Raw genomic sequence first — 24,360 nt, 5'->3', positions numbered from 1 at the left:
TGTTAGCGAGGTAGGTCCAGATGAAACTGCGCGCAAGGCCGTTCCACAGGTTCACGGCCATTTTCATGGCGCTGGCGTTTATCGTGGCGTCGGCTACATCTGCGATAGCGCTGTCGCAGATCAACCCGGGAGATGACGCCGTGAGCGGCCAGACGTATGTCCGGCACGACGGCGGCAGTGACGACGCGGTCCTGCATTGCAACAACACTGGGACGAGCACTGCGCCGGACGCCAATCCAAACGACGACGATCTTGACAACAACGACGGAGGGAGCCGTCGCCAGGGCAACGAGCCGTTCTCCGTGATCGACCCCACTGATCCCCAGACGGTGGTCGCCGGCTGGAACGACTACTGCCAGACCGACCTGGGGGACGGCTGGCAGGGATTCGCCTACTCGCGCGACGGTGGCGAGACATGGGTCGACTCCTTCGTGCCCGGCTATCCAGAGGACACGTCCGCAGAGGGCCAGGCGTCTCCGCTGTTCGGCACCCACACCGATGCGGGCGACCCGATTGGCGCCTTCGACAACGACGGCAACCTCTTCGTCGGTGGGATCAGCTTCAACCGTGCCGATGCGATCAACGGCCACGTGTATGTCGCGAAGTACACGTCCGGCGATGTGGTCATTCCCGGGCTGACGCCGGACTACCCGGTCAACTACAAGCACACCCGCGTCGTCGGAATCGGCACCCCGTCGCGGAACTTCTTCGGGATCTTCCAGGACAAGCCGATGCTCGAGGTCGACCGCACCGATGAAGCCTCCGAGGGGAATGTCTACGTCTGCTGGTCGCGCTTCACCGGCTTCGGTCAGAACAAGATCTACCTCAGCCGGAGTACGGATAACGGGGAATCCTTCTCCAGGCCGATCCAGCTGACGACGCACGGCTTCAGCGGCTCGGTGCAGGGCTGCGACATCGCGATCGAGGGCGACGGCGACCTGTACGTCACCTTCCGCACCTTCAACGATGCGAGCGTGCCGGGAGCCAATGCCCTCTTCTTCGTGCGCTCGACCGATGCTGGAGCGAGCTTCAGCAGACCGAAGAAGATCCAAGACATCACGCCGTACAACCCGCTCGATGGCAGCCGCGACTGCGGTGACGGCGCGGAGCTCTGCCCAACCGGGTTCGTGTTCGCCCGCGTGCCCCTGGAGCCACGCTCAACGGCAGACCAGAACGCCACCACGGACGGTGTCTACCTCGTCTACAACGCGGTCGATCCGGCGACGATCGTCCCCAACCCGGCGAACAGCTACAACTCGGCCGGTCCAGGCAAGGTCGGCCGCTCAGTCGTCTACGTCGTCGCATCGACGGACGATGGAGCCACGTGGAGCAGCCCAGTCAAGGTAGACAACGCCGGGGGTGTCGGCCATCAGTTCTTCCCTGATATCGACGCGTTGAACGGCACCCTTGCAGTGGTCTGGCAGGACAGCCGGACCGACGACTGCTGGAGCGTCCAGCGGCCGATGGGCAACACCGCTTCGGCCACGGCGTGCGCCTCGGACGACGTGGTGAATACGTTCGTGGCTTCGGCATCGGCGTCCGATCTGAGCACCTGGTCGTCAATCAAGGTGTCGGACGTCGGGCACCAGCCCCAGTACGAGATGTTCGGTAATCGGCAGGTCCCGTTCCAGGGCGACTACAACTGGGTCTCCATCGTGGACGACGGGGGAGACCTGGAGGCGTATGTGACCTGGACCGATAACCGCAACGTCGTCCCGGGCACCGATCCACGCGAGACGGTGCAGGATGGTTTCGATGTCTTGCAATGCCGTGTGCTGGGGACTGACGGCGTGACGTACGGCGCCGACCAGTGCGCGAACGCCGGTGGCGTTGACCAGAACATCTACGGCAATCGGTTGTCAATCCCGTAGCAGCTGTCACCACAGTTGAGTACCGCGAGGCCCTCGGTTCCGACCGGGGGCCTCGCCCTATCCCGCGAAAGCCCTCCGCACCTGGTCCAACGCCGCAAAGGCCGCGCGTCGAGCGCGCTGCGGCCCGCTGCCGTGCACGCGCACCTCGACCATCGGCAGGCTGACGGTTCCGGTCACCGAGACGCGGACGCGGCTGCGACCATGGGCATCGGTCGGGAGCAGCGAGACCTGGATCACCGCGTCGGCCACCAGGGTGGACATGGCGCCGCCGCCGTCGAGCAGACCGCCAACAAATTGCGCCGACCCGGGAGCTGCCTCGGCAGCGGCCAGGATGGAGAGCAACGTGCCGCGGGTGTCGGCTTCCCACGAGGCGACGGTCGCGGCGCCCGCGCGCCCGAGTGCAGCGAGTGCCACTCCCGCGAGACCGGCTTCGTCGGTGCCATACGCCCGGTCGCCGAGGAGAGCCAGCGCACGCGCCACCGGCGCATCCAGGGCTTCCACCTCACCTCGGGTCCAGAAGCGCAGGTGCACGCCGTCGTCGTGCGCGTAGATGCCCGCATCAACGCCGGCACCGGGCTCCGCCAGCAGGTCGCCGACCATCTCGGCCAGGGCTGACTCGCCGATCCCAAACGTCTTCACGCTCCGCGCGTGGACGGGCCGCAGCGCGAAGCGGCCGGCAAGACGATGGACGACCTGCTCGTTCCACATGCGCCGCATCTCCGACGGGACTCCGGGCATCAACACCACGACCAACCCTTCCCGATCCACCCACCAACCGGGCGCGGAGCCGATGGGGTTGGGGAGCGCCGCGGCTGATGGCACACGCAGGGCCTGGCGCAGGTTGGACTCGGGCATCGTTCCGAAGGCCGCGAAGCGCTTCCGCAGCTGCGCCTCGAGGGCGTGGTCTGGGATCAGCTCCTCGCCCAGGGCATCGGCCAGTCCCTCGCGGGTCAGGTCGTCGTGGGTCGGCCCCAGGCCACCGGTGGCCACCACCAGCGGGACGCGGCCGCCGGCCTCGGCGAAGGCTGCGGCGATCACCGCCCGGTCATCGGGCAGCGCGCGGATGCTTCGCAGCGGGATCCCGAGGCGTGCGAGCGCCGATCCGAGGAAGGCTGCGTTGGTGTCGATCGTCTCCCCGGCGAGCAGCTCCGAGCCGATGCTGAGCAGCTCGGCGGTGGGTCCGTTGCTCTCGGGGTCCATCGGTCCGGAGTCTAGTAGCATGCGGAACGTGGCCTCATCCATGACGACAGCCGACACGATCACCCCGGAACTGCGGGAATGGCTGCTCAGCAAGCTGCGATTCCCGGTGATGGCCACCATCGGCAAGGACTGCATGCCGAAGCTGTCGGTGATCTGGTTCGACCTGGATCCCGATCGGGACGACGTGGTCCTGCTCAACACGCTCGCCGGTCGCATCAAGGATCGCCACCTGCGGCGTGACCCGCGCGTCAGCCTCTGCTTCGAGGAGGGGACCGATTACGTCACCATCGAGGGCCGCGCCGAGCTCTCTGACGACCGCGAGAAGGCACTTGCCAACATCTGGGCCATGGCCCACCGCTACGGGCAGGGCGAGGGCTCGTTCGCGATGGGCGACCGGGTCGACATCACGGTCCACGTCGAGCGGGTGATCCGCCACACGTGAGCTCGCCCGTCAAGCTGGGCATGCTGGCCTGGAACCAGTACACCACCTGGCCAGCTCTGCGCGCCGCGGCGGTCCACGCTGACGAGCTCGGCTACGACGACCTATGGACCTGGGACCACCTCTACCCGATCGTGGGCTCTGACCAGGGCCCGATGCTCGAGGGCTGGATGGTGATCGCCGGCTGGGCCGGTGCCACCGAGCGGGCTCGGATCGGGCTGATGGTCGGCGCCAACACGTACCGCAACCCAGCCCTGGTGGCCAAGATGGCGACCGCCCTGGATCACGTCTCCGGCGGGCGGGCGATCCTGGGAATCGGCGCAGCCTGGTTCGAGACCGAGCATACGGCCTTCGGGATCCCGTTCGGCGGCTCGCCCGGCGAGCGGCTGCGCTGGCTCGACGAGGCGGCCCGCATCATGCGCGGCATGCTCCTGGGTCAGCAGCCGTCTGGCGAGGAGTTCTATGCGGCGCGCGCCGTTCGGAACGACCCGCCGCCGGTGCAGGCGCGGTTCCCGCTGCTGATCGGGGGTGGTGGTGAGCGTCGCACGCTGCGGACCGTCGCGCTGTACGCGGACATGTGCAACCTCGGTGGTGGCTTCGAGAACGTCAAGCACAAGGACGAGGTCCTCCGCCGCCACTGCGCCGAGGTCGGGCGCGACGAATCCGAGATCGAGCGGACGGTGGGGATGGGGGTCACGGTCATCCGCGACACCGAGGCCGAGGCGCGCCGCGTGAACGACGAGCTCTTCGCGCACAACGGCAGGGCGCGGGCCTGGCCCAACCAGAACATCGGGACGCCGGAGCAGGTCGCCGAGATGATGCGGCCGTACCTGGGGATTGGGTTCCGGCACTTCATCATCGGTTTTCCTGCGCCCCACGACGGCGAGAGCATGGAGCGGTTGATCACCCAGGTGAAGCCGATGTTGGAGGCCGGCTGAGCCGGGCTGCTCGCCTCGGCGCCTTGGGCCGCTTACCAGTGACATTGGTACAACAGCGCGTCGGAGCCCTCCCGAGCCGTTCTGGGTGCAGTTCCGGCTCATTTGCACCAGCCCTGTTGGTAGCGCCGCGCCCGACGTGGGGTTGGGGCGCGGTTGTACCAATGGGATTGGTAGCGGAGCGCTCATAGGCCTGCTACTACCCACAGTGCTACATCGGCGCATGAAGGGCTCCAGATGTGCGCTGGCAGTCCTCAAGGTGCTCACCGGTCGCGCGGGAAGCGCCTCCGAGCCCCGATATGCGCGGATATAGCACTGGAGGTAATACCTGCGCGGCGTGCGCAGCAAAGAGAGCGCTACGCTCTCCCCATGAAAGTCACGCTCCTCGCCGGCGGGACCGGCGGCGCCAAGCTCGCCCACGGGTTCCAGATGGTGCTCCCGCCCGGGGACCTGACGGTGATCGTCAATGTGGGAGACGACGCCGAGCAGCACGGCCTGCTCGTCTGCCCCGACCTCGACACCATCATGTATACCCTCGCCGGCATCCCCGACCGCGAGCAGGGGTGGGGCGTGGCCGGGGACACGTTCACGGCCATGGAGCAGCTGGCGCGGTACGGCGCCGAGACGTGGTTCCGGATCGGGGACGCCGACCTGGCGACCCACGTGCGCCGCGCCCACCTGATGCGCGACGGAGCCTCCCTGACCGATGCAACCGCGGCCATCGCCGGCTCCCTGGGCGTGTCGAGCCACCTGGTCCCGGCCACCGACGATCGGCTCCGAACCCGCCTGTTGACCGATGCCGGTGAGCTCGACTTCCAGGCCTACTTCGTGCAGCGCGGCCAGCGCGATGAGGTGCGCGCCGTGCGCTTCGATGGGACCGATGCCGCCCGACCCAGCCCCCCCGCGCTGGTGGCGCTGGCCAACGCCGAGCTGGTCGTGATCGGTCCGTCCAACCCGATCGTCAGCATCGGCCCGATCCTGGCCATCCCCGGCATGCGGGATGCGCTCCTCGCCTCGCCGGCGCCGCGGATCGGCGTCAGCGGGATCGTGGCTGGCAGAGCGCTGCGCGGACCGGCGGACCGCATGCTGACCTCGCTCGGACACGAGTCGAGCGCACTGGGCGTGGCGCGCCTGTACGAAGGGCTCATCGGCAGATTCGTGATCGACGAGCTGGACGAGGTGCTGGCGCCGCAGATCGAGGCGCTCGGCATGGGCGTCAGGGCCCTGCCGACGGTGATGCGCAGCGACGACGACCGGGCCAGCCTGGCGCGAGCCCTGCTGGAGCTGGGCGAGGGTATGCTCCCCGGGTGAGCGTCCGGATCATCGTGCCGCACCGTGGCCTGGCCGCTGCCAAGACCCGCCTGGCGCCGGTGCTCGACGACGGTGAGCGGGAAGCGCTCGCTCGACGCCTGCTGGAGCAGGTGCTCCGCGTGGCACACGAAGCCTGCGGTGACGTAGTGGTCATCACCCCCTCCGAATCGCTCGAAGCGTTGGTCAACGCCGCGGGCGCCAGGCTCGTCGTACAGCGCGGCATGGGACTCAACGCAGGCCTGGGGCAGGCCCGCGGGGAGGCGATCGGCGAGGGGGTCAGGACCCTGGTGATCCTGCATGGCGACCTTCCCAACCTGGGAACCGATGACGTCGCTGCCCTGCTCGATGCGCTGCCGGAGGCCGGGGGCGTGGCGATCGCACCGGATCGGGCCGGGACCGGCACCAACGCGCTGGCCCTCCGACCGCCGGACGCGATCGCGTTGCGCTTCGGCGTGGGGTCCTTTGCCGCGCATCTAGCCGAGGCGGAAGCGGCAGGCGTCCCGCTCTCGGAGGTGCATCGGCCCGGACTGGCCTTCGACCTGGACACCCCCGCCGACCTGGCGCGCTGGATCGAGCTGGGCGACGCGGCGTGATCTCGCTCATCGCCGTCGACGGCATCCCGGAGATCAAGCCGGGCGACGACCTGGCGGGATTCATCGCGGCGGCGCTGGTCGCCGCCGACATCGGGCTCAAGGGTGAGGACATCCTGGTCGTGACCCAGAAGGTCGTCAGCAAGGCCGAGGGGCGAGTGGTCGAGCTGTCCACGGTCACCCCGCGCGCGGAGGCGCGCGAATGGGCGGCGCAGTGGGGGAAGGACGCGCGGCAGGTCGAGCTGGTCCTGCAGGAGAGCGCCGAGGTGCTGCGCATGGCCCCTGGCGGGCTGATCATCTCGCGGACGCGGCATGGCCTCGTGTGCGCCAACGCGGGGGTCGACCTCTCAAACGTGGGTGGTGGGGAAGTCGCGACGCTGCTGCCCGAGGACCCCGACGGTTCGGCGCGGGCGCTTCGCGATCGGTTGGGCGAGCTGGCTGGCGCGCGCCCGGCAGTCGTCATCAGCGACTCGTTCGGACGGCCGTGGCGCAACGGGATCGTCAACGTGGCGATCGGGTCCGCCGGGCTGGAGCCATTGCTCGACCTGCGCGGGACGCCGGATGCCCAGGATCGGGTCATGCACTCGACGGTCATTGCGGTGGCGGACGAGCTTGCATCGGCGGCGGACCTTGCCGGCGGGAAGGTGGCCCAGCGACCGGTGGTGGTTGTGCGTGGATACGAGTACCAGGCCGGAGAGGGGGGAGCCTCCGCCCTGGTCATGGATCGCGAACTGGACCTCTTCCCCTAGGTCGCCAACTCGCGACTTACGCTGAGCGTAAACGGGCCAAGTTCAAACGGGAATGTCACCCCATTGCAACGTCCGTCGCACGGTCGCGCTGGCGTGACTGCAAGGTCGCGCGCACAATTGAACCCGCGTTATGACCGATCCGAGCGAACCGACCCTCATCCTTGGCCGCTACCTGCTCGAGGAGCGACTGGCGCGCGGTGGCAGCGCGGAGGTCTGGCGCGCCCGCGACGAGAAGCTCAATCGTCCCGTCGCGGTGAAGCTGTTGCACCCTCACCTCGTGGCGGACGAGCGGGCGCGTCTGCGACTTGCCGCGGAAGGGAGGCTGGTTGCCTCGCTGAGGCATCCGCGCATCGTGCAGACCTACGACGTCGTGACCGAGGGAGACACGCCGGCGCTGGTCATGGAGCTGATCGAGGGCGAGTCGCTCAGCGCTCGGCTGGAGCGTGATGGCGCGCTCCCGCCCCGCGTGGCAGCGGGCATCGGCACAGATGTCGCCGACGCCCTGGCCGAAGCCCACCGGCGGGGGATCATCCATCGCGACGTCAAGCCGTCAAACATCCTGATCGACCGTGAGGGGCATGCCAACTTGGCCGACTTCGGGATTGCGCATTCGCTGGAGTCCGGAGCCGAGCGGCTGACCCAGACGGGGATGGTCGTCGGGACCCCCGCCTACATCGCTCCGGAGCAGCTCGCGGGAGGGGAGGTCGGTCCGCGCACCGATCTCTTCGGGCTGGGCTCCATCCTGTTCGAGATGCTCACCGGCCGACCGCCGTTTCAGGCGATGGCGCCGCTCCCTCTGGCAGAGGCCCACGCCGCCGGTCCGCCCGAGATGCCCGACGTCGATTCCGCGCTTGCCGACATCACTCGCGCTTGCCTGGCAAACGCTCCATCAGATCGGCCGCCGGACGCCGACCTGGTTGCAGCGACCCTGCGTGGCGTCTCCACCATGAACCCCACCGAGCGTGACGCCGACACTCGGGCAATCCCGGTCGTCGCCGCGGTCCCCCCAGCGGCGACCCCCGAGGAGAATTTCGTCCGGCGGTGGCGTCGAAGGGTGCCCATTGCGGTTGGCGCCACCGGCCTGTTCGTCGCGGTTCTGCTGGCCGTGGTGATGCTGGGACCCGGAGAGCAGGCCACCGGCGCCCCGCCGTCACCCGCCAGTTCGACGGACGCACCGGCCTGGATGACGCAGCTGATGGCCGACTATGCCGATGCCTGCGGTGCAACGCTCGATCCCGCCGAGATCGACGGCCTGGCTCAGCCCGAGGCCGAGAAGCAGGTCTCCGACCTGGTTGAAGCATGCGCCGCGGCGGCGGAGGCCAGCGGCGGCGGTAACGGCGGCGGCGGGAGTGGCAGCGGAAAGGGCAAGGGCGGCGGAAAGGGCCGCTAGCGTGGCTAGAGCGGTTGCAGGAACAGACTCACGATGTGGGCCCCCTCAACCCGGAAGTTGGCCTCGACATGCATCGAGGGAGCGCCCGGACGCATGACCGTCACATCGGCGATATAGCTCGCGCCCATGCTGCGCCCGTCGTTCGCGTACATCCGGAATCCGTCACCGGCGCGCACGAACCAGCCGCCGACCTTGTCGCGGCCACGCAGGTTGGTCCGCTCGTCGGAGCCGGGGACCGAGATGCCCAGCACCGCGTGTTCGGCGAAGAGGGCGATCGCATCCTCGCGTCGGTCGTCGTTGATCAGCTCCATGAAGAGGTCAACGGTCTCGGTGGCTCCCATCGGCCGAGAAGGATAGCCGACCACTGCGGTGCGCCGGGATGCGCCGATGGGGGCTGTGGGCTGATACGCTTCGCCTGACCGGCAATGCGGGCACCGCGGACGCCGGTCGCCGTTGTCAGTCCAATGCGCGCGGTTCGCGCCGCCCGCGAATTCAGGAGTACACGACCTTGTCCTCATTCTCCGACCTCGCGGCCGAGTTCCTGGACGAATACCACGCCGAGCACCCGGTGCAGGCCAGCGCCCTGGGACTGGCGGCCTACGACGACCTGCTCGACGACCTGTCGGCCGATGCCTTCGAGCGCCGCCGAAGCTCGGATGACGAATGGCTCGTTCGCTTCGGGGAGGTCGATCCGGCGGCCCTGACCTTCGACGAGGCGATCGACCGCGACCTCCTGGTCGCCAGCCTCACCGAGCGGGCGATCTACGACGAGTGGGAGATCTGGCGGCGCAACCCGGATGCCTACATGAACCCCGGGCTGGATGGCGTATTCATCCTGTTCCTGCATCGGCTCCGACCGGAGGCCGAGCTGGTGCGCAGCGCCATCGGTCGCCTGCGCGGGATCCCCGCTCAGCTGGACGCCGGACGCACCAACCTGCGACCGGAGCTGGTCCCCGCCCTGCTCCTGAAGCGGGCCGTCAACCAGGCTCGCGCCGGCGCCCGCTACACCCGCGAGCTGGTCCTCACCCAGGTGGAGCCCAGCAACCGCCCCGAGCTGGCGGCTGCCGGCGCGGTGGCGGGCGACGCCCTCGAGGCGTACGCGACCTTCCTGGAGGAGATGGAGCCGAACGCGACCGGTGACTGGGCCTTCGGCGAAGATCGCTACAACGGCATCCTGCAGCGGGCGGAGCTCTTCGACTTCGACGCGCGTGCCCTGCGCGAGCGAGCGCGCGGGCAGCTCGAGGAGATCAGCGGCGATCTTCGACGCGGCGCGCAGGAGCTCGCCGGTCATGAGGATTGGCACACCGTCCTGCTCGAGCTGAACAAGGATCGGCCGCTCACCCCCGAGGCGATGCGGGTCGGCTACGAGGAGTGGACCGCGAAGGCCCGCGCCTTCCTGATCGAGCGCGGCCTGGTCAGCTTCCCGCCGGGCGAGGAATGCACCGTCGAGCCGTCACCGCCCTTCCAGCGCCCCGTCCTGGCGGTCGCCTCCTACCAGGATCCGCCCCCCTTCTCCTCGTCCATGCACGGCCATTTCTTCGTCCCGTACCCGCCCGACGAGGCGAGCGACGCGGAGATTGCCAAGCGCCTGGAGTCGAACTCGTACCCCAGCATCCCGTCCACCGCGGTGCACGAGGCGTATCCCGGGCACCATTGGCACCTCGTCATGGCCAAGCTCAACCCATCGGCCGTGCGGCAGGTCTTCGGGACGAGCTATTTCGCGGAGGGCTGGGCCCTGTACGCGGAGCGGATGATGCGCGAGAACGGCTTCTACGACGACCTGCGCCACATCATGTTCCAGTACGAGGCGGCCCTCTTCCGGGCGGCGCGGATCGTGGTCGATACCAGCCTGCACCTGGGCGAGATGACCCACCAGGAGGCGGTGGACTTCATGCTCGAGCACTCCTCGATGACCGAGCCGACCGCCATCGCCGAGGTCACGCGCTACTGCAGCTGGCCGACGCAGGCCAGCTCGTACCTGACCGGCTGCCTGGAGATCCTGCGCATCCGGGACCGATTCCTCGAAGCACGCGGCGCCTCCCTGACCGATGTCGACGCCCTGCGCGACTTCCATGACGCGATCACCGGCTCCGGCACGATGCCGATCGCCCTCGCGGAACGGGCGGTGATGGCCACCGCATGAGCCTGGCTGTATGACGGCCGAGCTCGATCGGCTGGCGGACGAGTTCTGGGATGCGGTCCTGGCGGCCGATCCGGCGCAGGGGACGGCCATCGGGGATCATCGCTACGGCGATCGGCTGAGCGATATCTCGCAAGCGGGCCGCGCGGCGCTGGCGCAGCGCTTCGCAGAGATCCAGGCTGGCGTGGCTGCGCTGCCTCCCGAGTCCGATCCGGAATCGGAGCTGACCCGGGCCGCGCTGTCGCAGGCGGTCGGCGATCGGCTCGCCCTCCTGGCCGCCGATCCCCACGCGCACACCGTGGACGCCATGAGCGGGCCGCAGTCCTCCTTCATGAGCGTTCCCTCCTACCAGCCGTTGCGCGACGTGGCCGATGGCGAGTCGATGCTCGCCCGCTGGTGGGCGATGGGGCCGTGGGTCGATCAGCAGATCGCCCAGCTGCGCCGCGGATCGGCTGACGGCCGGGTCCCGGTGGCGGGATCCGTGCAGCGGGTGATCGCGCAGCTCGATGAGCTGCTGCAGCGACCGCTCGAGGAGTGGCCATTGCTGGCGCCCCTGCAGGCCGAGCACGACGGCTGGAGCGACGGGGCGTGGCGTGCCTTCCAGGTTGGCCTGGCCGGCGCAGTGCGCGACGGCCTGCGCCCCGCCTATGCCCGGTATCGCGCGTACCTCGCCGATGAGGTCCTCGCCGGCGCCCGCGACGAGGCGCACGTCGGGATCTGTCACCTGCCCGGCGGGGTGGAGACCTATGCCAGCCTGGCCCGCGCGCACACCACGACCGATCTCTCGGCCCAGGAGATCCACGATACCGGTCTGACCGAGACCGCGCGCATCGACGCGGAGATCGCTGAGCTCGGTGGCCGGGTGCTGGGGACTCCGGACCTGGCCAGCACGCTGACGGCCCTGCGCGGAGACCCATCGGTCCATTTCGAGTCGGCGGAGGAGATCGTGTCCGTCGCCGAGGCGTCGCTCGCCCGCGCGGTGGAGGCGATTCCCGCCTGGTTCGGGCGCCTGCCGCGTGCCGCCTGCGAGGTGGTGCGGATGGAGCGGCACGAGGAGAAGCACGCGACCATCGCCTACTACCGTGAGCCGCCGGAGGACGGCAGCCGGCCGGGGCGCTACTACGTCAACACCTACGCGCCCGAGACGCGGCCGCGCTACGAAGCCGAGGCGCTCGCCTTCCACGAGGCGGTGCCCGGCCACCACCTGCAGGTGGCGATCGCCCAGGAGCTCGAACATCTTCCTTCCTTTCGGCGTCACGCCGAGACGACCGCATTCGTCGAGGGCTGGGGCCTCTACTCGGAGCGGCTCGCCGACGAGATGGGCCTCTACAGCGGCGATCTCGACCGGATCGGCATGCTCTCCTACGACGCCTGGCGCGCCTCGCGGCTGGTGGTCGACACCGGCATGCACGCGTTGGCCTGGTCTCGGTCAGCCGCCATTGACTTCATGACCGCGCACACGGCGCTGGCCCTGAACAACATCGCCAACGAGGTGGACCGATACATCGGCTGGCCCGGTCAGGCCCTGGCCTACAAGATCGGCCAGCTGGAGATCCGTGCCCTGCGGACGGAGGCGGAGGCGGCGCTGGGCCGTGGGTTCGATATCCGTGGCTTCCACGACGCGGTCCTGGGCCATGGTGCGCTGCCGCTGGCCACCCTCCGCGTTGCCGTGGCGGCCGAGCTGGGGCTGGCTGGCTGAGTAGCGGGACTGCTCGAGGTGTCGGGTCACACCAGCGGCGACGCTACCACCGCTTGCGTGCCGGGAGTAGAGTTTCAGTTCACTGGACGACGACACGGACTGCTTCGTTCGCGGAGGTGCCCGCCATGCCACGGCGCCGTTACCTGTCGGGGGTCATTGCCCTCACGGTCGCGCTCGCCCTGCAGCTCCTCCCCGTGGGCGGTGCAGCGGCGGCATCGCCGGCGATGGCGGCGACCGGCGACTCGATCACCCGCGCATTCAACACCTGCTTCTTCCCGTTCACCGACTGCACGCAGAACTCGTGGTCGACCGGAACGAGCAGTACTGTGAACAGCCACGCGCGGCGGCTCGGGATCACCAGCAACGCCTTCAACGACGCCGTGAGCGGCGCCAAGATGGCCGACCTTGGCACCCAGATGGGCAAGGTCGTCGGACACGCCAAGGTGATCGACTACGTCACTGTTTTGATGGGCGCCAATGACGTGTGCACCAGCAGCGTCGCGGGCATGACCTCGCCATCGACGTTCGAGCAGCAGCTGCGCGACGGACTGGACGTGCTCGCGTTGAGCGCGAACGGGAAGAACGCCATCGTCTATGTTGTCAGCATCCCGAACGTCTACCGTCTCTGGGAGATTCTCCATACCAACTCGACGGCGGTGTCGCGATGGAACAGTTACGACATCTGCCAGGCGTTGCTCGCCAACGCGACCTCTCTCGATCCAGCCGACGAGGCGCGCCGCAGGACCGTCCGTGCGCGTAACCTCGAGCTCAATGCGATCCTCGCAGACGTCTGTGCCGAGTACGCCGAGAACCTCGCGGAGGGCGTGAGCCCGGCGCTCGACTGCCGGATCGACGGCTACTCCGGCTTCCGCTACGACTTCGTGCCGACCGAGGTCTCGACGCGCGATTACTTCCACCCGTCGACCACGGGACAGAAGACGATCGCGCAGGTTTCGTGGGATGTCGGTCCCTTCGGCAGCTTCTCGCCCAGCACCGCCCCCGTCGCGCACTTCACGATGAGCTGCTCCGGCCTGAGCTGCTCGTTCGACGCCAACCGGTCCCTCGACCCGGACAGCGGCACCCTCAGCTATGCCTGGGATTTCGGAGACGGGAACACAGCGTCGGGCGTGACGACCAGCCACTCGTACGGCGCCGGCAGCACCTATCCCGTGCAGCTCACGGTGTCGGACGGGGCGCTGTCAGATATTGATGCGGGCACCTTTACTCTGACCGGCGCCTCCACCAACAGCCCGCCGACTGCGAGCTTCAGCGAATCCTGCACCGACCTGACCTGCGCCTTCACCGATGCCTCGACCGATAGCGATGGATCGGTCGTTGCCTGGAGCTGGACCTTCGGCGATGGCGACGGCTCGACGACGCAGAACCCGACGCACACCTACGCCACGGGCAACACCTACACGGTGAGTCTGACGGTGACCGATGATGAAGGCGCCAGCTCGACCACCTCGCACAGCGTGACCGTCGCTCAGGCGAGCGCGATCACCCTCTCGGCGGTCGGCTACAAGCTGAAGGGCGTCCAGCACGCGGACCTGAGCTGGAGAGGCGCGACCTCCACGAACGTCGACGTCTACCGCGACGGGGTGCTGATCACCACCACGCCCACGCCCAACGACGGCGCGTACACCGACCTGATCGGCAAGAAGGGCGGTGGCAGCTACGCGTACAAGGTCTGCGAGGCGGGAACGCAGACCTGCTCCAACGAGGCGACCGTCAGCTTCTGAGAGTCGCGTTCCCACCGACGCGCGTTCTTCGGCGCCATCTGAGAAATCCCGTCGATTGGATGACGCGGGCGCTGTCCCAGCGGTGCATGACGAGTAGTGGGACTGTTGGGCCGCCGTTGAGCGTCCCTCTCGAGCCTCTGTGCGACAATCGAGGCTCCCATGACGACTGACGCCTCTCTCGCCACGCCCTCCGCCACCTCTGCGGCGACCTTGACGCGCCCCGACCTGCGAAATCTGGCCATCGTCGCGCACGTCGACCACGGCAAGACGACACTGGTCGACGCCCTGCTGCGCCAGACGGGGGCGTTCCGCGCCAACCAGGCCGTGGTGGATCGGGTCCTGGACTCCGGTGACCTGGAGCGCGAGAAGGGGATCACCATCCTCGCCAAGCAGACGACGATCGATCACGGCGGGATCCACCTGAACATCGTCGACACCCCCGGCCACGCCGACTTTGGCGGCGAGGTGGAGCGCAGCCTGCTGATGGTCGACGCGGTCCTCCTCCTCGTGGATGCCGCTGAAGGTCCGCTGCCCCAGACCCGCTACGTCCTCTCCAAGGCGATGGCCCGGCATCTGCCCGTCATCGTCTGCATCAACAAGATCGACCGCTCCGACGCGCGGCCGGCGGAGGTGCTCGACGCGATCTACGAGTTGTTCATGGACCTCGGCGCGACTGACGCCCAGATCGAGTTCGCGGTGGTTTACACCAACGCCAAGCTCGGCACCGCGACCCGCGACCTTGCCCAGTTAGGGACCGATCTGCTGCCGCTGCTCGACCTGCTGGTGGAGGTGACGCCGCCGCCGTCGTACGTCCCGGACGTGCCGCTTCAGCTGCTCGTCACCAACCTGGCCGCCAACGACTACGTGGGCCGCATGGCGGTCGGGCGCATCTGGAGCGGGACCGTCAAGCCGGGGCAGCGCGTCACCATCGTGCGCGAGGAGCCGGAGGCGGCCGATGGCTCGGTCGAGCCGGGGCGGACGGTGACGCTCAACGGCACCGTGACCAGCCTGACTACCGCACGCGGCATCGAGCGGGTCGACATCGAGGAGGCGGGGCCGGGCGACATCGTGGCCCTGGCCGGCATCCCGGAAGTGACGATCGGCGACACGATCACCGATCCCGCGGACCCCCGCCCGCTGCCGCGCCTCGACGTCGACTCGCCGACCCTGCGCATGACGCTCGGCGTCAACACCTCGCCCCTCTCCGGTCGGGACGGCCGCTACGTGACCAGCCGCCAGATCAAGGCGCGGCTCGAGCGCGAGGTGCTCGGCAACGTCTCGATCGAGGTCTACCCGACCGAGGCGGGCGACACGTTCGAGGTGCGCGGCCGCGGTGAGCTGCAGCTGGCCGTGCTGGTCGAGCAGATGCGGCGCGAGGGATTCGAGCTCCAGGTCAGCCGTCCCGAGGTGATCCTGACGACCGTGGACGGACAGACCATGGAGCCGTATGAGCGCATCACCGTCGACATCCCGCCCGAGTTCATCGGTGAGGTGCAGGCTGCCCTGGCCGGCCGCAAGGCAAAGCTGGAGCAGATGTCAACCGATGCCGACGGTCGCGTCCGCCTCGAGTTCGTGCTGCCGGTCCGCGGGCTGATCGGCTACCGCGGGCAGCTGCTGACCGAGACGCGCGGAACGGCGCTGCTGCACCAGATCGCCGAGGGGAATGGCCCGTGGGCGGGGGAGGTCACGCATCGGACCTCGGGGGTCCTGGTCAGCGACCGGGCGGGAATCTCGAACTCATTCGCGATCTTCGCGCTTCAGGAGCGCAGTGAGTTCTTCATCGGAACCGGGGTGGAGGTCTACGAGGGAATGATCGTCGGCGAGAACAGCCGCCCCGGCGACCTGGACGTCAACCCCACCAAGGAGAAGAAGCTCACCAACATGCGCACCCATGCGCACGACGAGGCGCTGCGCCTGACCCCGCCGCGCCTGATGACGCTTGAGTCGGCGATCGAGTTCATCGCGGCCGATGAGCTGGTGGAGATCACGCCCTCCTCGATCCGCCTCCGCAAGCGAATCCTGACCCAGCACGGCCGACGCCGAGCGGCGGGCCGTGAATACGAGCTGGGAACCAGCTAGGACAGCTAGGAAGAAGAGCCGATGGTGGCCCGCTCGTCTGGCACCTCGGGGAGCACCTGCTGGCTGAAGCTGGCCACCGCATCGGCCATGCCGATGTCGTGCCCCGCAGCCTCTGATCGGTACCAGCGGTGGTTGAGCAGCTCATGGAAGAGCTCGGCCGGCTCGCGCTTGGCGTGCAGATCGGGAGGGATCGCCGCCACCGCAGGCTCGAACACCTCGGCACGCCAGCGATAGCCGACCACCGAGTCCGGGAGGCTGCGCCCCTCGGCGGCCTCCAGTTCGGCCCGATATCGCGCAATGTCATTCAGCAGGCGGCGTGCCTGGTTCTCGCCGACGTCCAGGCCGGTCAGGCTCAGCAGGCGGCGCCGATGGTGGCCCGCCTCGACGACGCGCGTCGGCAGGCGCAGGCGATACCCACCCTCCACCGTGAGCAGCTCTACCTCCTCCACGTCGAAGCCGAGCTCGTTGAGGCGGCGCAGGCGTTCATCAATCCGATAGCGCTCGTTCGGGCTGATCACCTCGTCTCGCGTCAGCTCGCTCCACAGGCTCTGATAGCGGGGGCGCAGCTCGGCGGCGACGGCCAGCGGGTCGTCGATGCTCGGGCTCGGTGCCTCGCCCCGCTCGGCCAGCATCGCCATCACGTCGAGCAGCTCGCCGGCGAAGTTCTCTTCGGCGATCGACAGGTCGTAGGCGCGCTGCCCATCGGAGAGGGAGGGATGCATCTCGCCCGTCTCGGCATCCACCACGTAGGCCGCCAGCGAGCCCGCGTCCCGCCGGAAGAGGGTGTTGGAGAGAGAGCAGTCGCCCCAGAAGAAGCCGGCCAGGTGGAGCCGCACCAGCAGTTCCGCGACGGCGTCGAGGAGGCGGCCATGCAGGTCGGAGATCCCGCGCTGGGTGAAGAGGGTCCGGTAGGGGAGGCTGAATTCGAGATGACGTGTGATCAGCGCCGCGTCCAGGTCCTCGCGTCCGCTGACCACCCCGACCGCCTCGACCACTGGGACCGATTCCGCTGCCAGTTCTCGCAGCAGCCGGTATTCACGCTCGGCGAGAGGCTCGGGCAGCTCCTTGAGGGCGTACAGCTGGCCGTCGTAGTCCACGAAGCGCACGACGTGGCGGCTGATGCCGCGTGCCACCTCAACGATGCGCGGCGACTCCCAGCCTGCCAGCGGCTCCGACCACGGCAGGTCCAGGAAGTCGGGCCACGATCCGCGCGGCAGCATCTGGAATCGCATCGGTTCAGATGGTAGGACAAGGCTCGACATAAGCCAGGCTTATGCTCCTGCACCGATGCGCCCGCGGCGGTGCCACCTGATAAGCGGGACCAATGCCACGGCACGGATACCACCCCATCGGTGCATGACGATAAGTGGCAGTTATCAAGCCAAGATTGAGTCGCCCCTGGCGCTCCCGTGCCCATACCGTGTGAATGCGCCGGACTGACTGGCGCACGATGCGGACGAGGCATGGACACCGAGCTCGTGATCAGAGCGCAGCACGGCGACGAAGAGGCTTTCACAAGCCTCGCCGTGGCCGTGGGCGATCGGCTCCATGCGGTGGCGCACAGGATCCTGCGCGACATTGACCTCGCCGAAGACGCGACGCAGCAGGCGCTGCTGAACGTCTGGCGAGACCTCCCGCAGCTGCGCGACCCGGCGCGCTTTGACGCCTGGTCGTACCGGCTCCTCGTGCGCGCCTGCTACGCCGAGGCCCGCCGGACTCGTCGCTCGGCATCCAACCTTCGACTCCTGCCGGCTGATGAGCCGACAACGGCGGATGGCACGAGCCTGGTCATTGATCGCGACCAGCTCGAGCGCGGCTTCCGGCGGCTCTCCATCGATCATCGTGCGGTGGTGGTGTTGCACCACTACCTCGACCTGCCGCTCTCGGAGGTCGCCGAAGCACTCGGCGTGCCCGAGGGAACGGTCCGTTCAAGACTTCATTACGCGATGCGCGGCCTGCGCGCGGCGCTCGATGCCGACGCACGCCCGACCCGACGGGAAGGCTCGCAATGAGCACTGAACGCGACGTCGAGCGCATCGTTCGGTCGTGGATGGACGAGGGCGTGAATGCGCTCCCGGACCGCGTCCTGGACCTCGTGCTCGACCAAGTCCCCGCGACCCCCCAGCGCCGAGCCGGTTGGCTGGCGCGGAGGTTCCCGCCCATGAACAGCAACATCGTCCGCTTCGGCATCGCGGCGGTTGTCATCGCCCTTGCAGTCGTCGTGGGAATCAATTTCCTACCCGGCCCAAATACCGGGAGTCCTCCGGAGGCAACTCCATCGCCTTCGGCGACCGCCGAGCCGACGCTGTCGCCGGCATCCGCTCCGCCGCTGACCCAGAGCTTCACCTCGACGCATCATGGGATCTCGCTGTCGTATCCCGAGGGATGGATCGCTCAAGCGGCGACCGAGCCCTGGACGGATAGCACGTTTCCCCTCTCCTTCCAGGTGCCCCAAGTCGACTGGCTGTACGACCCGACCCTGAGGGCTGACCTGTTCCTGGCCATCGCTTCGCAGCCGATCGGCGATTCCACGCCCGAGGATTGGGTCGCCGAGCAGATGGCGAGCGACGAGGGGTGCGGCACGACCGAGCCGATCGCCGTCGACGGCGGCACGGGACTGATCGGGGCCGGACATTGCGACGTGGCGGTCGTCACAACCGCTGGCCGCGGCTACTGGATCCAGCTCTATACGTCTGGCGACGACCCACTCGCCGTCGCTCCCTACGACAGGGCATGGTTCGAGGAGGTCCTTGCCACCGTGGCGCTCCATCCCGAGGATGCGGTCGATACGCTGCCTTGATTCTCGCCGTAGCCGGCTCTTCGCTCAGGCGCCCGGTCGACGGCCGGGCGCCTGGGTCTGCAGCGATGCTCGACATCGGTCGAATTTTGAAGGTGGCATCGGCCTCTGCCCCCATACCGTGTGTAATGCATCGGTCTGAACCCGATGCCTTAGACGGAAGAGGGCATGGACACCGATCTCGTGAAGCTCGCGCAGAACGGCGACAAGGGGGCATTCACGACCCTTGCCGCCGCGCGGGCGGATCGGTTCCTTGCCGCGTCGCACAGGATCCTGCGCGACCTGAGCCTTGCCGAGGACGCGACGCAGCAGGCGCTGCTGAGCATCTGGCGGGACCTTCCTCAGCTTCGCGACCCGGCACGCTTTGATGCCTGGTCGTATCGCCTCCTCGTGCGCGCCTGTTACGCGGAGGCCAGCGAGACCCGTCGTTGGACGCCGAACATTCGACTGCTGCCGGCTGATGAGCCGATGGCGGCGGACGAACTGGATACGGTCGTCAACCGCGACCAGCTCGATCGTGGCTTCCGACGGCTCTCCCTCGATCACCGAACGGTGGTGGTCCTGCACCACTACCTCGACCTGCCGCTCGACCAGGTTGCCGAAGCACTCGGCATCCCGGTCGGGACGGTTGCTTCTCGACTTCATTACGCGATGCGCGCGCTGCGAGCGGCACTCGATGCCGACGCACGCTCGACCACGCGAAAGGCTGCGCAATGAGCGCCGATCGCGACGTCACCCGCATCGTTCGGTCGTGGCTCCACGAGGACGCCTACGAGGACGCGGATCGCATCCTCAACCTCGTCCTCGATGAGGTGGACACGACCCCACAGCGCCGAGCCTCGTGGCTGGCGTGGAGGTTCTCTGCCATGAACAACATCGTGCGCGTCGGCCTCGCCGCCGCCGCCGTCGTGATCATCGCCGTGGTCGCGATCAATCTTCTCCCCGGTTCGGGGGGCCTTGGCGGCGACCCAACCCCGTCGCCGTCCCCGTCGGTTTCGCCGTCCGCGGCAGAGCCGACTCCTGTGGGGCTCCTCCCCGAGGGTCCGCACATGATTCTCGTGCCGGGGACGCCGCAACCGGACAGCGTCCCGCTCACAGTTACGCTTCCAGCCGACTGGTACGGGGAGGTCGGTGGCGGCATCCTCGCAAAGAACGACAATAACGAACCGCCGGATGGTGCGGGAATGATCATCTTCGTCCAGCGGGAGTACATCGTGTACGGCGACGCATGCCACTGGCAGACGACGCTGCCGGACACGCCCGCGACCACCGTGGACGAGTTCGTGGCCGCGCTGTCATCTCAGGCGTCGCGCGATGCCTCGGAGCCGGTGGACATTACCCTGGACGGGTACGCCGGAAAGTCGATCACTCTGGAGGTCCCCGCCGACGTTGACTTCACCGACTGCGATCCGGGCTACGGCGGTAGCTGGGACTGCGGCGGAGACGGCATGACCCCGTGCGGCTATCACAGTGGTCCGGGCGAGATCGACACGGTGTACGTCCTCGACATCGACGGTTTGATCGTGGCCTGGAACACGAAGTACTACGCGGGAACGCCCGCGGAGCACGTCGACGAGCTCGAGGCCATCGTCCAGTCCGCCTCATTCGGCGAATAGGCGCGATGCACGGGCGGCCCACCAGGGCCCCCCGTGCCCTGCTCTCGTCTTGAACAATGCGCCCTGTCGAGGAATCATTTACGTATGTCCAAACGCGTTCTCATCCTCGCTGCCGTGGTCGCACTCGCCGCCTGCGTGCCAAGCGGTCCGGCCCCGAGCGGCTCGCCAACAGCCAGCGCTGGGCCGCAGGGCGGGAGCGTGGTCATCGTCGGCCGGATCGTGACCTTGGACGAGCCGCCCATCGCGGAGGCACTCCTCATCGAAAACGGAACCGTGACCGCAATCGGCTCCCGGGACGAGGTGCTGGCGCTCGCCGGAGACCACGTCCCGGTCATGGACATCGGTCAGAACGTGGCGTACCCCGGATTCATTGATGCCCACGCCCACTGGATCGGCGACCGCGACTACTACGGCCTCGATTCCGCCGAGGAAGCCATGGATGCGGCGCTCCGCCGGGGCTGGACGTCGATCTCCGAGCAATGGGTCAACCCGGAACGCCTCACCGAGCTGGAGACCCTGGCCGCCGACAACGCCCTCCGGCTGCGGGTGGACGCGTACCTCACGCTCAACGAGCCGCAGATCGGCGGCGAACACTTCGGCGACTGGTACGCCGACCGCGAACCGGGATCGGTCAGTGACCACCTCCGTGTCCGGGGCCTGAAGATCCATCTCGATACCGGCTTCGAACTGGACCTCCTGTGGGAGGCTGACGAGCTGACCCCCACGGTCGTCCGGGCCAGCCAGGCCGGCTGGCAGGTCGCCATCCACACCTTCAGTGACGAGGCCCAGGAGATGGCCCTCGACGCCTTCGAGGCGGCCATTGGTCCGAGCGGGCCGAACCCGCTCCACCACCGGACCGAGCATGCCGTGCAGGTGACCGATGCCCAGCTGGCGCGAATGGTCGCCATGGAGATCGCGGTGGTGATCCACCTTGACACCGCGGTGGCCGACTGGCTGAGCGAACCGAACTGGATGGCGGCGATGGGCGGGGAGACTTCGTGGTTGGCCCGTTGGCGGGACTTCGTGGACGCCGGGCTGCACGCGGCGGGCGCGACGGACATGCCCTGGATCCTTCCGGACTTCGAGTTGACCGATGACATCGGCCGGCCGGTAGACCAGATCGCCGGCGGCATGGACCCCATCGGCAGGGTCTACCCCGAGCCACCGGCGTGGATGGCCGCCCAGCTGCTGACCGCCGAGCAGGGCCTGCGGGCGGTAACCCTGGACGCTGCCTACGCGCTGGGGGACGAAGGGCGTCGCGGCCAACTGGCAGTTGGCATGCTGGGCGACGTCACCATCCTCAGCGGCGACGTCACCACCGCTACGCCGGATGAGATCCGGGCCATGACCGTGATCGGCACCATCATCGGCGGTGTGGTCGAGTTCTGCGCCGGACCGGAGGTCTGTTCGCTTCCCGAGGGATAAGTCTGCCCGCCGATGGTCGGCGCACTTCCACCCAGATTGAACAGATAGGCTGCCCCCAGGACTCTCCTGTCTGATCGCGTCCACCAGGACCGGTCAGTTCACGGAATGGAGGGATGGGTGCAGGCAACGCTGGTCGACCAGGCCAAGCGAGGGGACGCGGAAGCGTTCGACTCGCTGGCGCGCATGGTTGGCGACCGCTGCATGGCCATCGCGTTTCGGATCCTGCGCGATGCCGATCTGGCAGAGGACGCCGTCCAGACCGCGTTCATCACGGCCTGGCGCGAGCTGCGCTCACTGCGAAACCCCGATCTCTTCGAACCGTGGCTCCATCGGATCCTGACCCACGCCTGCTATGCCGAGGCCAGGCATCGCACGCGCTGGGCGGCAGGCATCCGGCTCCTCCACGTCGATCCCGTGCACGGTCTCGACGACACTCTGACCGTGGACGATCGCGATCAGCTCGAACGCGCCTTCCGCAGGCTCACCGTCGAGCAGCGCGCCGTCCTCATCTACCACCACTACCTCGGTCTTCCCATTTCCGAGGTGGCTGAGCGCATTGGTATTCCGGTCGGGACCGCGAAGTCCCGCCTGCACCACGCGACCCGGGCGATGCGGGCCAGCCTCGAGGCTGATGCCCGCTCGTCCACCAACCAGGAGCGAAGGGCATGACCGCGTCTCGAGATCCCGATCGGCTGATCCACGCCTTCCTCGACGAGGGCCTGGATGAGCTGCCCTACCCGGTCTACGACGCGGTTCGTGATCGAATCGAACAGACACGACAGCGGGCCGTCATCGGCTCGTGGAGGACACCAGACGTGAACCGACTTCTCAAGATTGGCCTTGCGGCCGCGGCGGTGGTGGTCATCGCCGTCGTCGGCTTCCAATTCCTCGGCGACTCCAATACCGGCGGTCCCGGCGCCAGCGAATCGGCCGAGCCGTCGGCCACCGCAACCCCGAGGCCGAGTCCGACGCCGACCGCCCCGGAGCCGTCGTATGGCCCCCTCAGCGAAGGGCCGTTCGTCCTGGTCTACGAGCAACTCTTCGATGTGCGAACGACCGTCACCATCCCGGCTCCCGACTGGCACGGGCTTCTGACCTACACCGGCGTCGAGAAGCACGGCATGGCCGGCCCGCCGCAGGGTGCCGGGCTCGTCGTCTTTGGCGGGGGCATGTTGGTCTATGGGGACCCCTGCGCGTGGGAGTCGACCCGGCCGGACGACCCGGCCGCCTCGCTCGATGAGCTGGTCGCGGCCCTGTCGGCCCAGGCCTCGCGGGACGCCACCGCGCCGGTCGACGTGACCGTGGGCGGGCATCCCGGGAAGATGCTGACCCTTCACGTCCCGGAGGACGCGGTGTTCACCGACTGCGACGGTGGCGAGTTCCGCACCCTGATGGAGGTGTCGGACTCGGGCGACGAAGCTCCCCGCTTCCACCAGGGACCGGGCCAGATCGACGAGGTTTGGGTCGTGGACGTCGACGGCACGCTCGTCTTCTTCGACGCCGGCTACTTTGCGGACACGCCGGCCGAGGACGTGGAGGAGATGCGGGCCATGGTCGAGTCGGCCACGTTCGAAGTGCGCTGACCGATCGCGACCCCGGAACCGATGCGCGGGCGGCCCAAGATGGGCCGCCCGCAATCACCTATGGACTTGACGCCGCGCTCGGGCTCGCATCGGGACTTGCATTCCGTTCGATGCGCGTGAGCACCGAGCCGCCAAAGGGAATCCAGTCGCCGCGGTGCTCAGTCAGCGTGAGCGTGCCGTTCTCTTCGTCGTAGGCGAATGTGAGTCCGCCGCCCCCCAGGATGTTGCCAACCGGAAGGTCAGCGTACTCGACCTCGAGGCGGGTGCCGTCCACGCGCCCGCTGGCGACGTTGGCAAACCCTCGCTGCTCGGTCAGCCCCGGTTCAATATGCTCAATCTCGGTCCCGAACCACCACACGCAATCGCCGACCTGGCGGATGTAGTACACGCCGCCTTCACTTCCCGACCAGGCGCCCGTCAGCTCGCCGACGTCCTCGGGATCGTCCGTGGCGCAGGCGATCGCGGCAAGGTCGATGGTCGTTGTGCTGGGGTCCGCGCCGGGTGAAGCGGCGGAAGCCGAGTCATCCCCTGCCGACGGGCCTGGGGCAATGTCCCCGCATGCAACTAGCGCCAGGGTCAGGGTAAGCCCGACGAGCACGCAGGCCGCCGTCCGACGATGTTGACGATGTTGAGGCACGTCGTGTGTCCTCATGCTCGGAATAGCCGCGCAGGCTCATGGCGCCGCCGATACGACGGCGCCGAGGCAGGATATCTTGCCCGGTGGCCTGGCCGCATTGCAGATTGAACCGACAGGCTGGGTCGGGAACTCTGTAGTCCGATCGCGTCCAGATCGG

22 protein-coding genes are annotated in these 24,360 nt (G+C 68.3%); 18 read left to right on the top strand and 4 right to left on the bottom strand.

Going from position 1 to position 24,360, the window contains the following annotated elements; genetic code table 11:
• Positions 1 to 140 precede the first annotated feature (140 nt).
• Positions 141 to 1,871 (top strand): sialidase family protein, encoded by a 1,731-nt coding sequence (locus WEB29_01765; protein MEX2135674.1) that lies wholly within the window; start codon positions 141 to 143, stop codon positions 1,869 to 1,871.
• A 57-nt stretch (positions 1,872 to 1,928) separates the two neighbouring features.
• On the opposite strand, the gene WEB29_01760 is transcribed toward WEB29_01765, so the two are convergent.
• A complete protein-coding gene (locus tag WEB29_01760) occupies positions 1,929 to 3,071 on the bottom strand; it encodes a molybdopterin-binding protein (protein ID MEX2135673.1) in 1,143 nt (380 codons plus the stop codon).
• A gap of 28 nt (positions 3,072 to 3,099) precedes the next feature.
• Between WEB29_01760 and WEB29_01755 the strand changes: the two genes are divergently transcribed.
• From WEB29_01755 to WEB29_01730, 6 genes are all read left to right on the top strand, one after another.
• Positions 3,100 to 3,513 (top strand): PPOX class F420-dependent oxidoreductase, encoded by a 414-nt coding sequence (locus WEB29_01755; protein ID MEX2135672.1) that lies wholly within the window; start codon positions 3,100 to 3,102, stop codon positions 3,511 to 3,513.
• Positions 3,510 to 4,448, top strand: a complete 939-nt coding sequence (locus WEB29_01750) for an LLM class flavin-dependent oxidoreductase (GenBank protein MEX2135671.1) — start codon at positions 3,510 to 3,512, stop codon at positions 4,446 to 4,448. The genes WEB29_01755 and WEB29_01750 overlap by 4 nt, the downstream gene beginning before the upstream one ends.
• A 366-nt stretch (positions 4,449 to 4,814) precedes the next feature.
• Positions 4,815 to 5,756, top strand: a complete 942-nt coding sequence (gene cofD, locus WEB29_01745; GenBank protein ID MEX2135670.1) for a 2-phospho-L-lactate transferase — start codon at positions 4,815 to 4,817, stop codon at positions 5,754 to 5,756.
• A complete protein-coding gene (cofC, locus tag WEB29_01740; protein MEX2135669.1) occupies positions 5,753 to 6,349 on the top strand; it encodes a 2-phospho-L-lactate guanylyltransferase in 597 nt (198 codons plus the stop codon). Before cofD ends, cofC begins: the two co-directional genes overlap by 4 nt.
• On the top strand, positions 6,346 to 7,095 hold the full coding sequence (gene cofE, locus WEB29_01735) for a coenzyme F420-0:L-glutamate ligase (protein MEX2135668.1): 750 nt from the start codon (positions 6,346 to 6,348) through the stop codon (positions 7,093 to 7,095). Before cofC ends, cofE begins: the two co-directional genes overlap by 4 nt.
• Before the next feature lie 130 nt (positions 7,096 to 7,225).
• Positions 7,226 to 8,485 carry a serine/threonine-protein kinase gene (locus WEB29_01730; protein ID MEX2135667.1) on the top strand — a complete coding sequence of 420 codons (1,260 nt, stop codon included), beginning with the start codon at positions 7,226 to 7,228 and terminating at the stop codon, positions 8,483 to 8,485.
• 5 nt (positions 8,486 to 8,490) lie between these two features.
• Here WEB29_01730 and WEB29_01725 read toward each other — a convergent pair whose 3' ends face one another.
• Complete coding sequence (locus WEB29_01725; protein MEX2135666.1) at positions 8,491 to 8,826, bottom strand: hypothetical protein; 336 nt, start codon at positions 8,824 to 8,826, stop codon at positions 8,491 to 8,493.
• 167 nt (positions 8,827 to 8,993) lie between these two features.
• Between WEB29_01725 and WEB29_01720 the strand changes: the two genes are divergently transcribed.
• From WEB29_01720 to typA, 4 genes are all read left to right on the top strand, one after another.
• Positions 8,994 to 10,628 (top strand): DUF885 domain-containing protein, encoded by a 1,635-nt coding sequence (locus WEB29_01720; GenBank protein ID MEX2135665.1) that lies wholly within the window; start codon positions 8,994 to 8,996, stop codon positions 10,626 to 10,628.
• 10 nt (positions 10,629 to 10,638) lie between these two features.
• Entirely contained in the window at positions 10,639 to 12,324 is a 1,686-nt protein-coding gene (locus WEB29_01715) for a DUF885 domain-containing protein (protein ID MEX2135664.1), read from the top strand.
• Positions 12,325 to 12,449: 125 nt separating this feature from the next.
• Positions 12,450 to 14,066 carry a PKD domain-containing protein gene (locus WEB29_01710; GenBank protein ID MEX2135663.1) on the top strand — a complete coding sequence of 539 codons (1,617 nt, stop codon included), beginning with the start codon at positions 12,450 to 12,452 and terminating at the stop codon, positions 14,064 to 14,066.
• 159 nt (positions 14,067 to 14,225) lie between these two features.
• Positions 14,226 to 16,145: a translational GTPase TypA gene (gene typA, locus WEB29_01705; protein MEX2135662.1), complete on the top strand. Its 1,920-nt coding sequence runs from the start codon at positions 14,226 to 14,228 to the stop codon at positions 16,143 to 16,145.
• A 5-nt stretch (positions 16,146 to 16,150) separates the two neighbouring features.
• On the opposite strand, the gene WEB29_01700 is transcribed toward typA, so the two are convergent.
• Positions 16,151 to 17,377, bottom strand: a complete 1,227-nt coding sequence (locus WEB29_01700) for a DUF4032 domain-containing protein (protein ID MEX2135661.1) — start codon at positions 17,375 to 17,377, stop codon at positions 16,151 to 16,153.
• A 231-nt stretch (positions 17,378 to 17,608) separates the two neighbouring features.
• On the opposite strand from WEB29_01700, the gene WEB29_01695 reads away from it, so the two are divergent.
• The 7 genes from WEB29_01695 to WEB29_01665 all read left to right on the top strand — a co-directional run bounded on the left by WEB29_01695 (position 17,609) and on the right by WEB29_01665 (position 23,566).
• Complete coding sequence (locus tag WEB29_01695; protein MEX2135660.1) at positions 17,609 to 18,157, top strand: sigma-70 family RNA polymerase sigma factor; 549 nt, start codon at positions 17,609 to 17,611, stop codon at positions 18,155 to 18,157.
• Entirely contained in the window at positions 18,154 to 18,945 is a 792-nt protein-coding gene (locus WEB29_01690; protein MEX2135659.1) for a hypothetical protein, read from the top strand. Before WEB29_01695 ends, WEB29_01690 begins: the two co-directional genes overlap by 4 nt.
• A gap of 165 nt (positions 18,946 to 19,110) precedes the next feature.
• Positions 19,111 to 19,659 (top strand): sigma-70 family RNA polymerase sigma factor, encoded by a 549-nt coding sequence (locus tag WEB29_01685; protein MEX2135658.1) that lies wholly within the window; start codon positions 19,111 to 19,113, stop codon positions 19,657 to 19,659.
• Positions 19,656 to 20,558, top strand: a complete 903-nt coding sequence (locus WEB29_01680) for a hypothetical protein (GenBank protein MEX2135657.1) — start codon at positions 19,656 to 19,658, stop codon at positions 20,556 to 20,558. The genes WEB29_01685 and WEB29_01680 overlap by 4 nt, the downstream gene beginning before the upstream one ends.
• Before the next feature lie 84 nt (positions 20,559 to 20,642).
• Entirely contained in the window at positions 20,643 to 21,983 is a 1,341-nt protein-coding gene (locus WEB29_01675) for an amidohydrolase family protein (protein ID MEX2135656.1), read from the top strand.
• Between the two features lie 117 nt (positions 21,984 to 22,100).
• On the top strand, positions 22,101 to 22,652 hold the full coding sequence (locus WEB29_01670) for a sigma-70 family RNA polymerase sigma factor (protein MEX2135655.1): 552 nt from the start codon (positions 22,101 to 22,103) through the stop codon (positions 22,650 to 22,652).
• Complete coding sequence (locus tag WEB29_01665) at positions 22,649 to 23,566, top strand: hypothetical protein (protein ID MEX2135654.1); 918 nt, start codon at positions 22,649 to 22,651, stop codon at positions 23,564 to 23,566. Before WEB29_01670 ends, WEB29_01665 begins: the two co-directional genes overlap by 4 nt.
• Before the next feature lie 58 nt (positions 23,567 to 23,624).
• Here WEB29_01665 and WEB29_01660 read toward each other — a convergent pair whose 3' ends face one another.
• Positions 23,625 to 24,164: a hypothetical protein gene (locus WEB29_01660; protein ID MEX2135653.1), complete on the bottom strand. Its 540-nt coding sequence runs from the start codon at positions 24,162 to 24,164 to the stop codon at positions 23,625 to 23,627.
• Between the last annotated feature and the right edge of the window lie 196 nt (positions 24,165 to 24,360).

The organism is Chloroflexota bacterium, assembly GCA_040902225.1.
Taxonomy (GTDB): Bacteria; Chloroflexota; Limnocylindria; order QHBO01; family QHBO01; genus CF-167.
The sequence above is the reverse complement of the archived record's forward strand: the minus strand, read 5'-3'. Positions and strand labels throughout refer to the sequence as shown.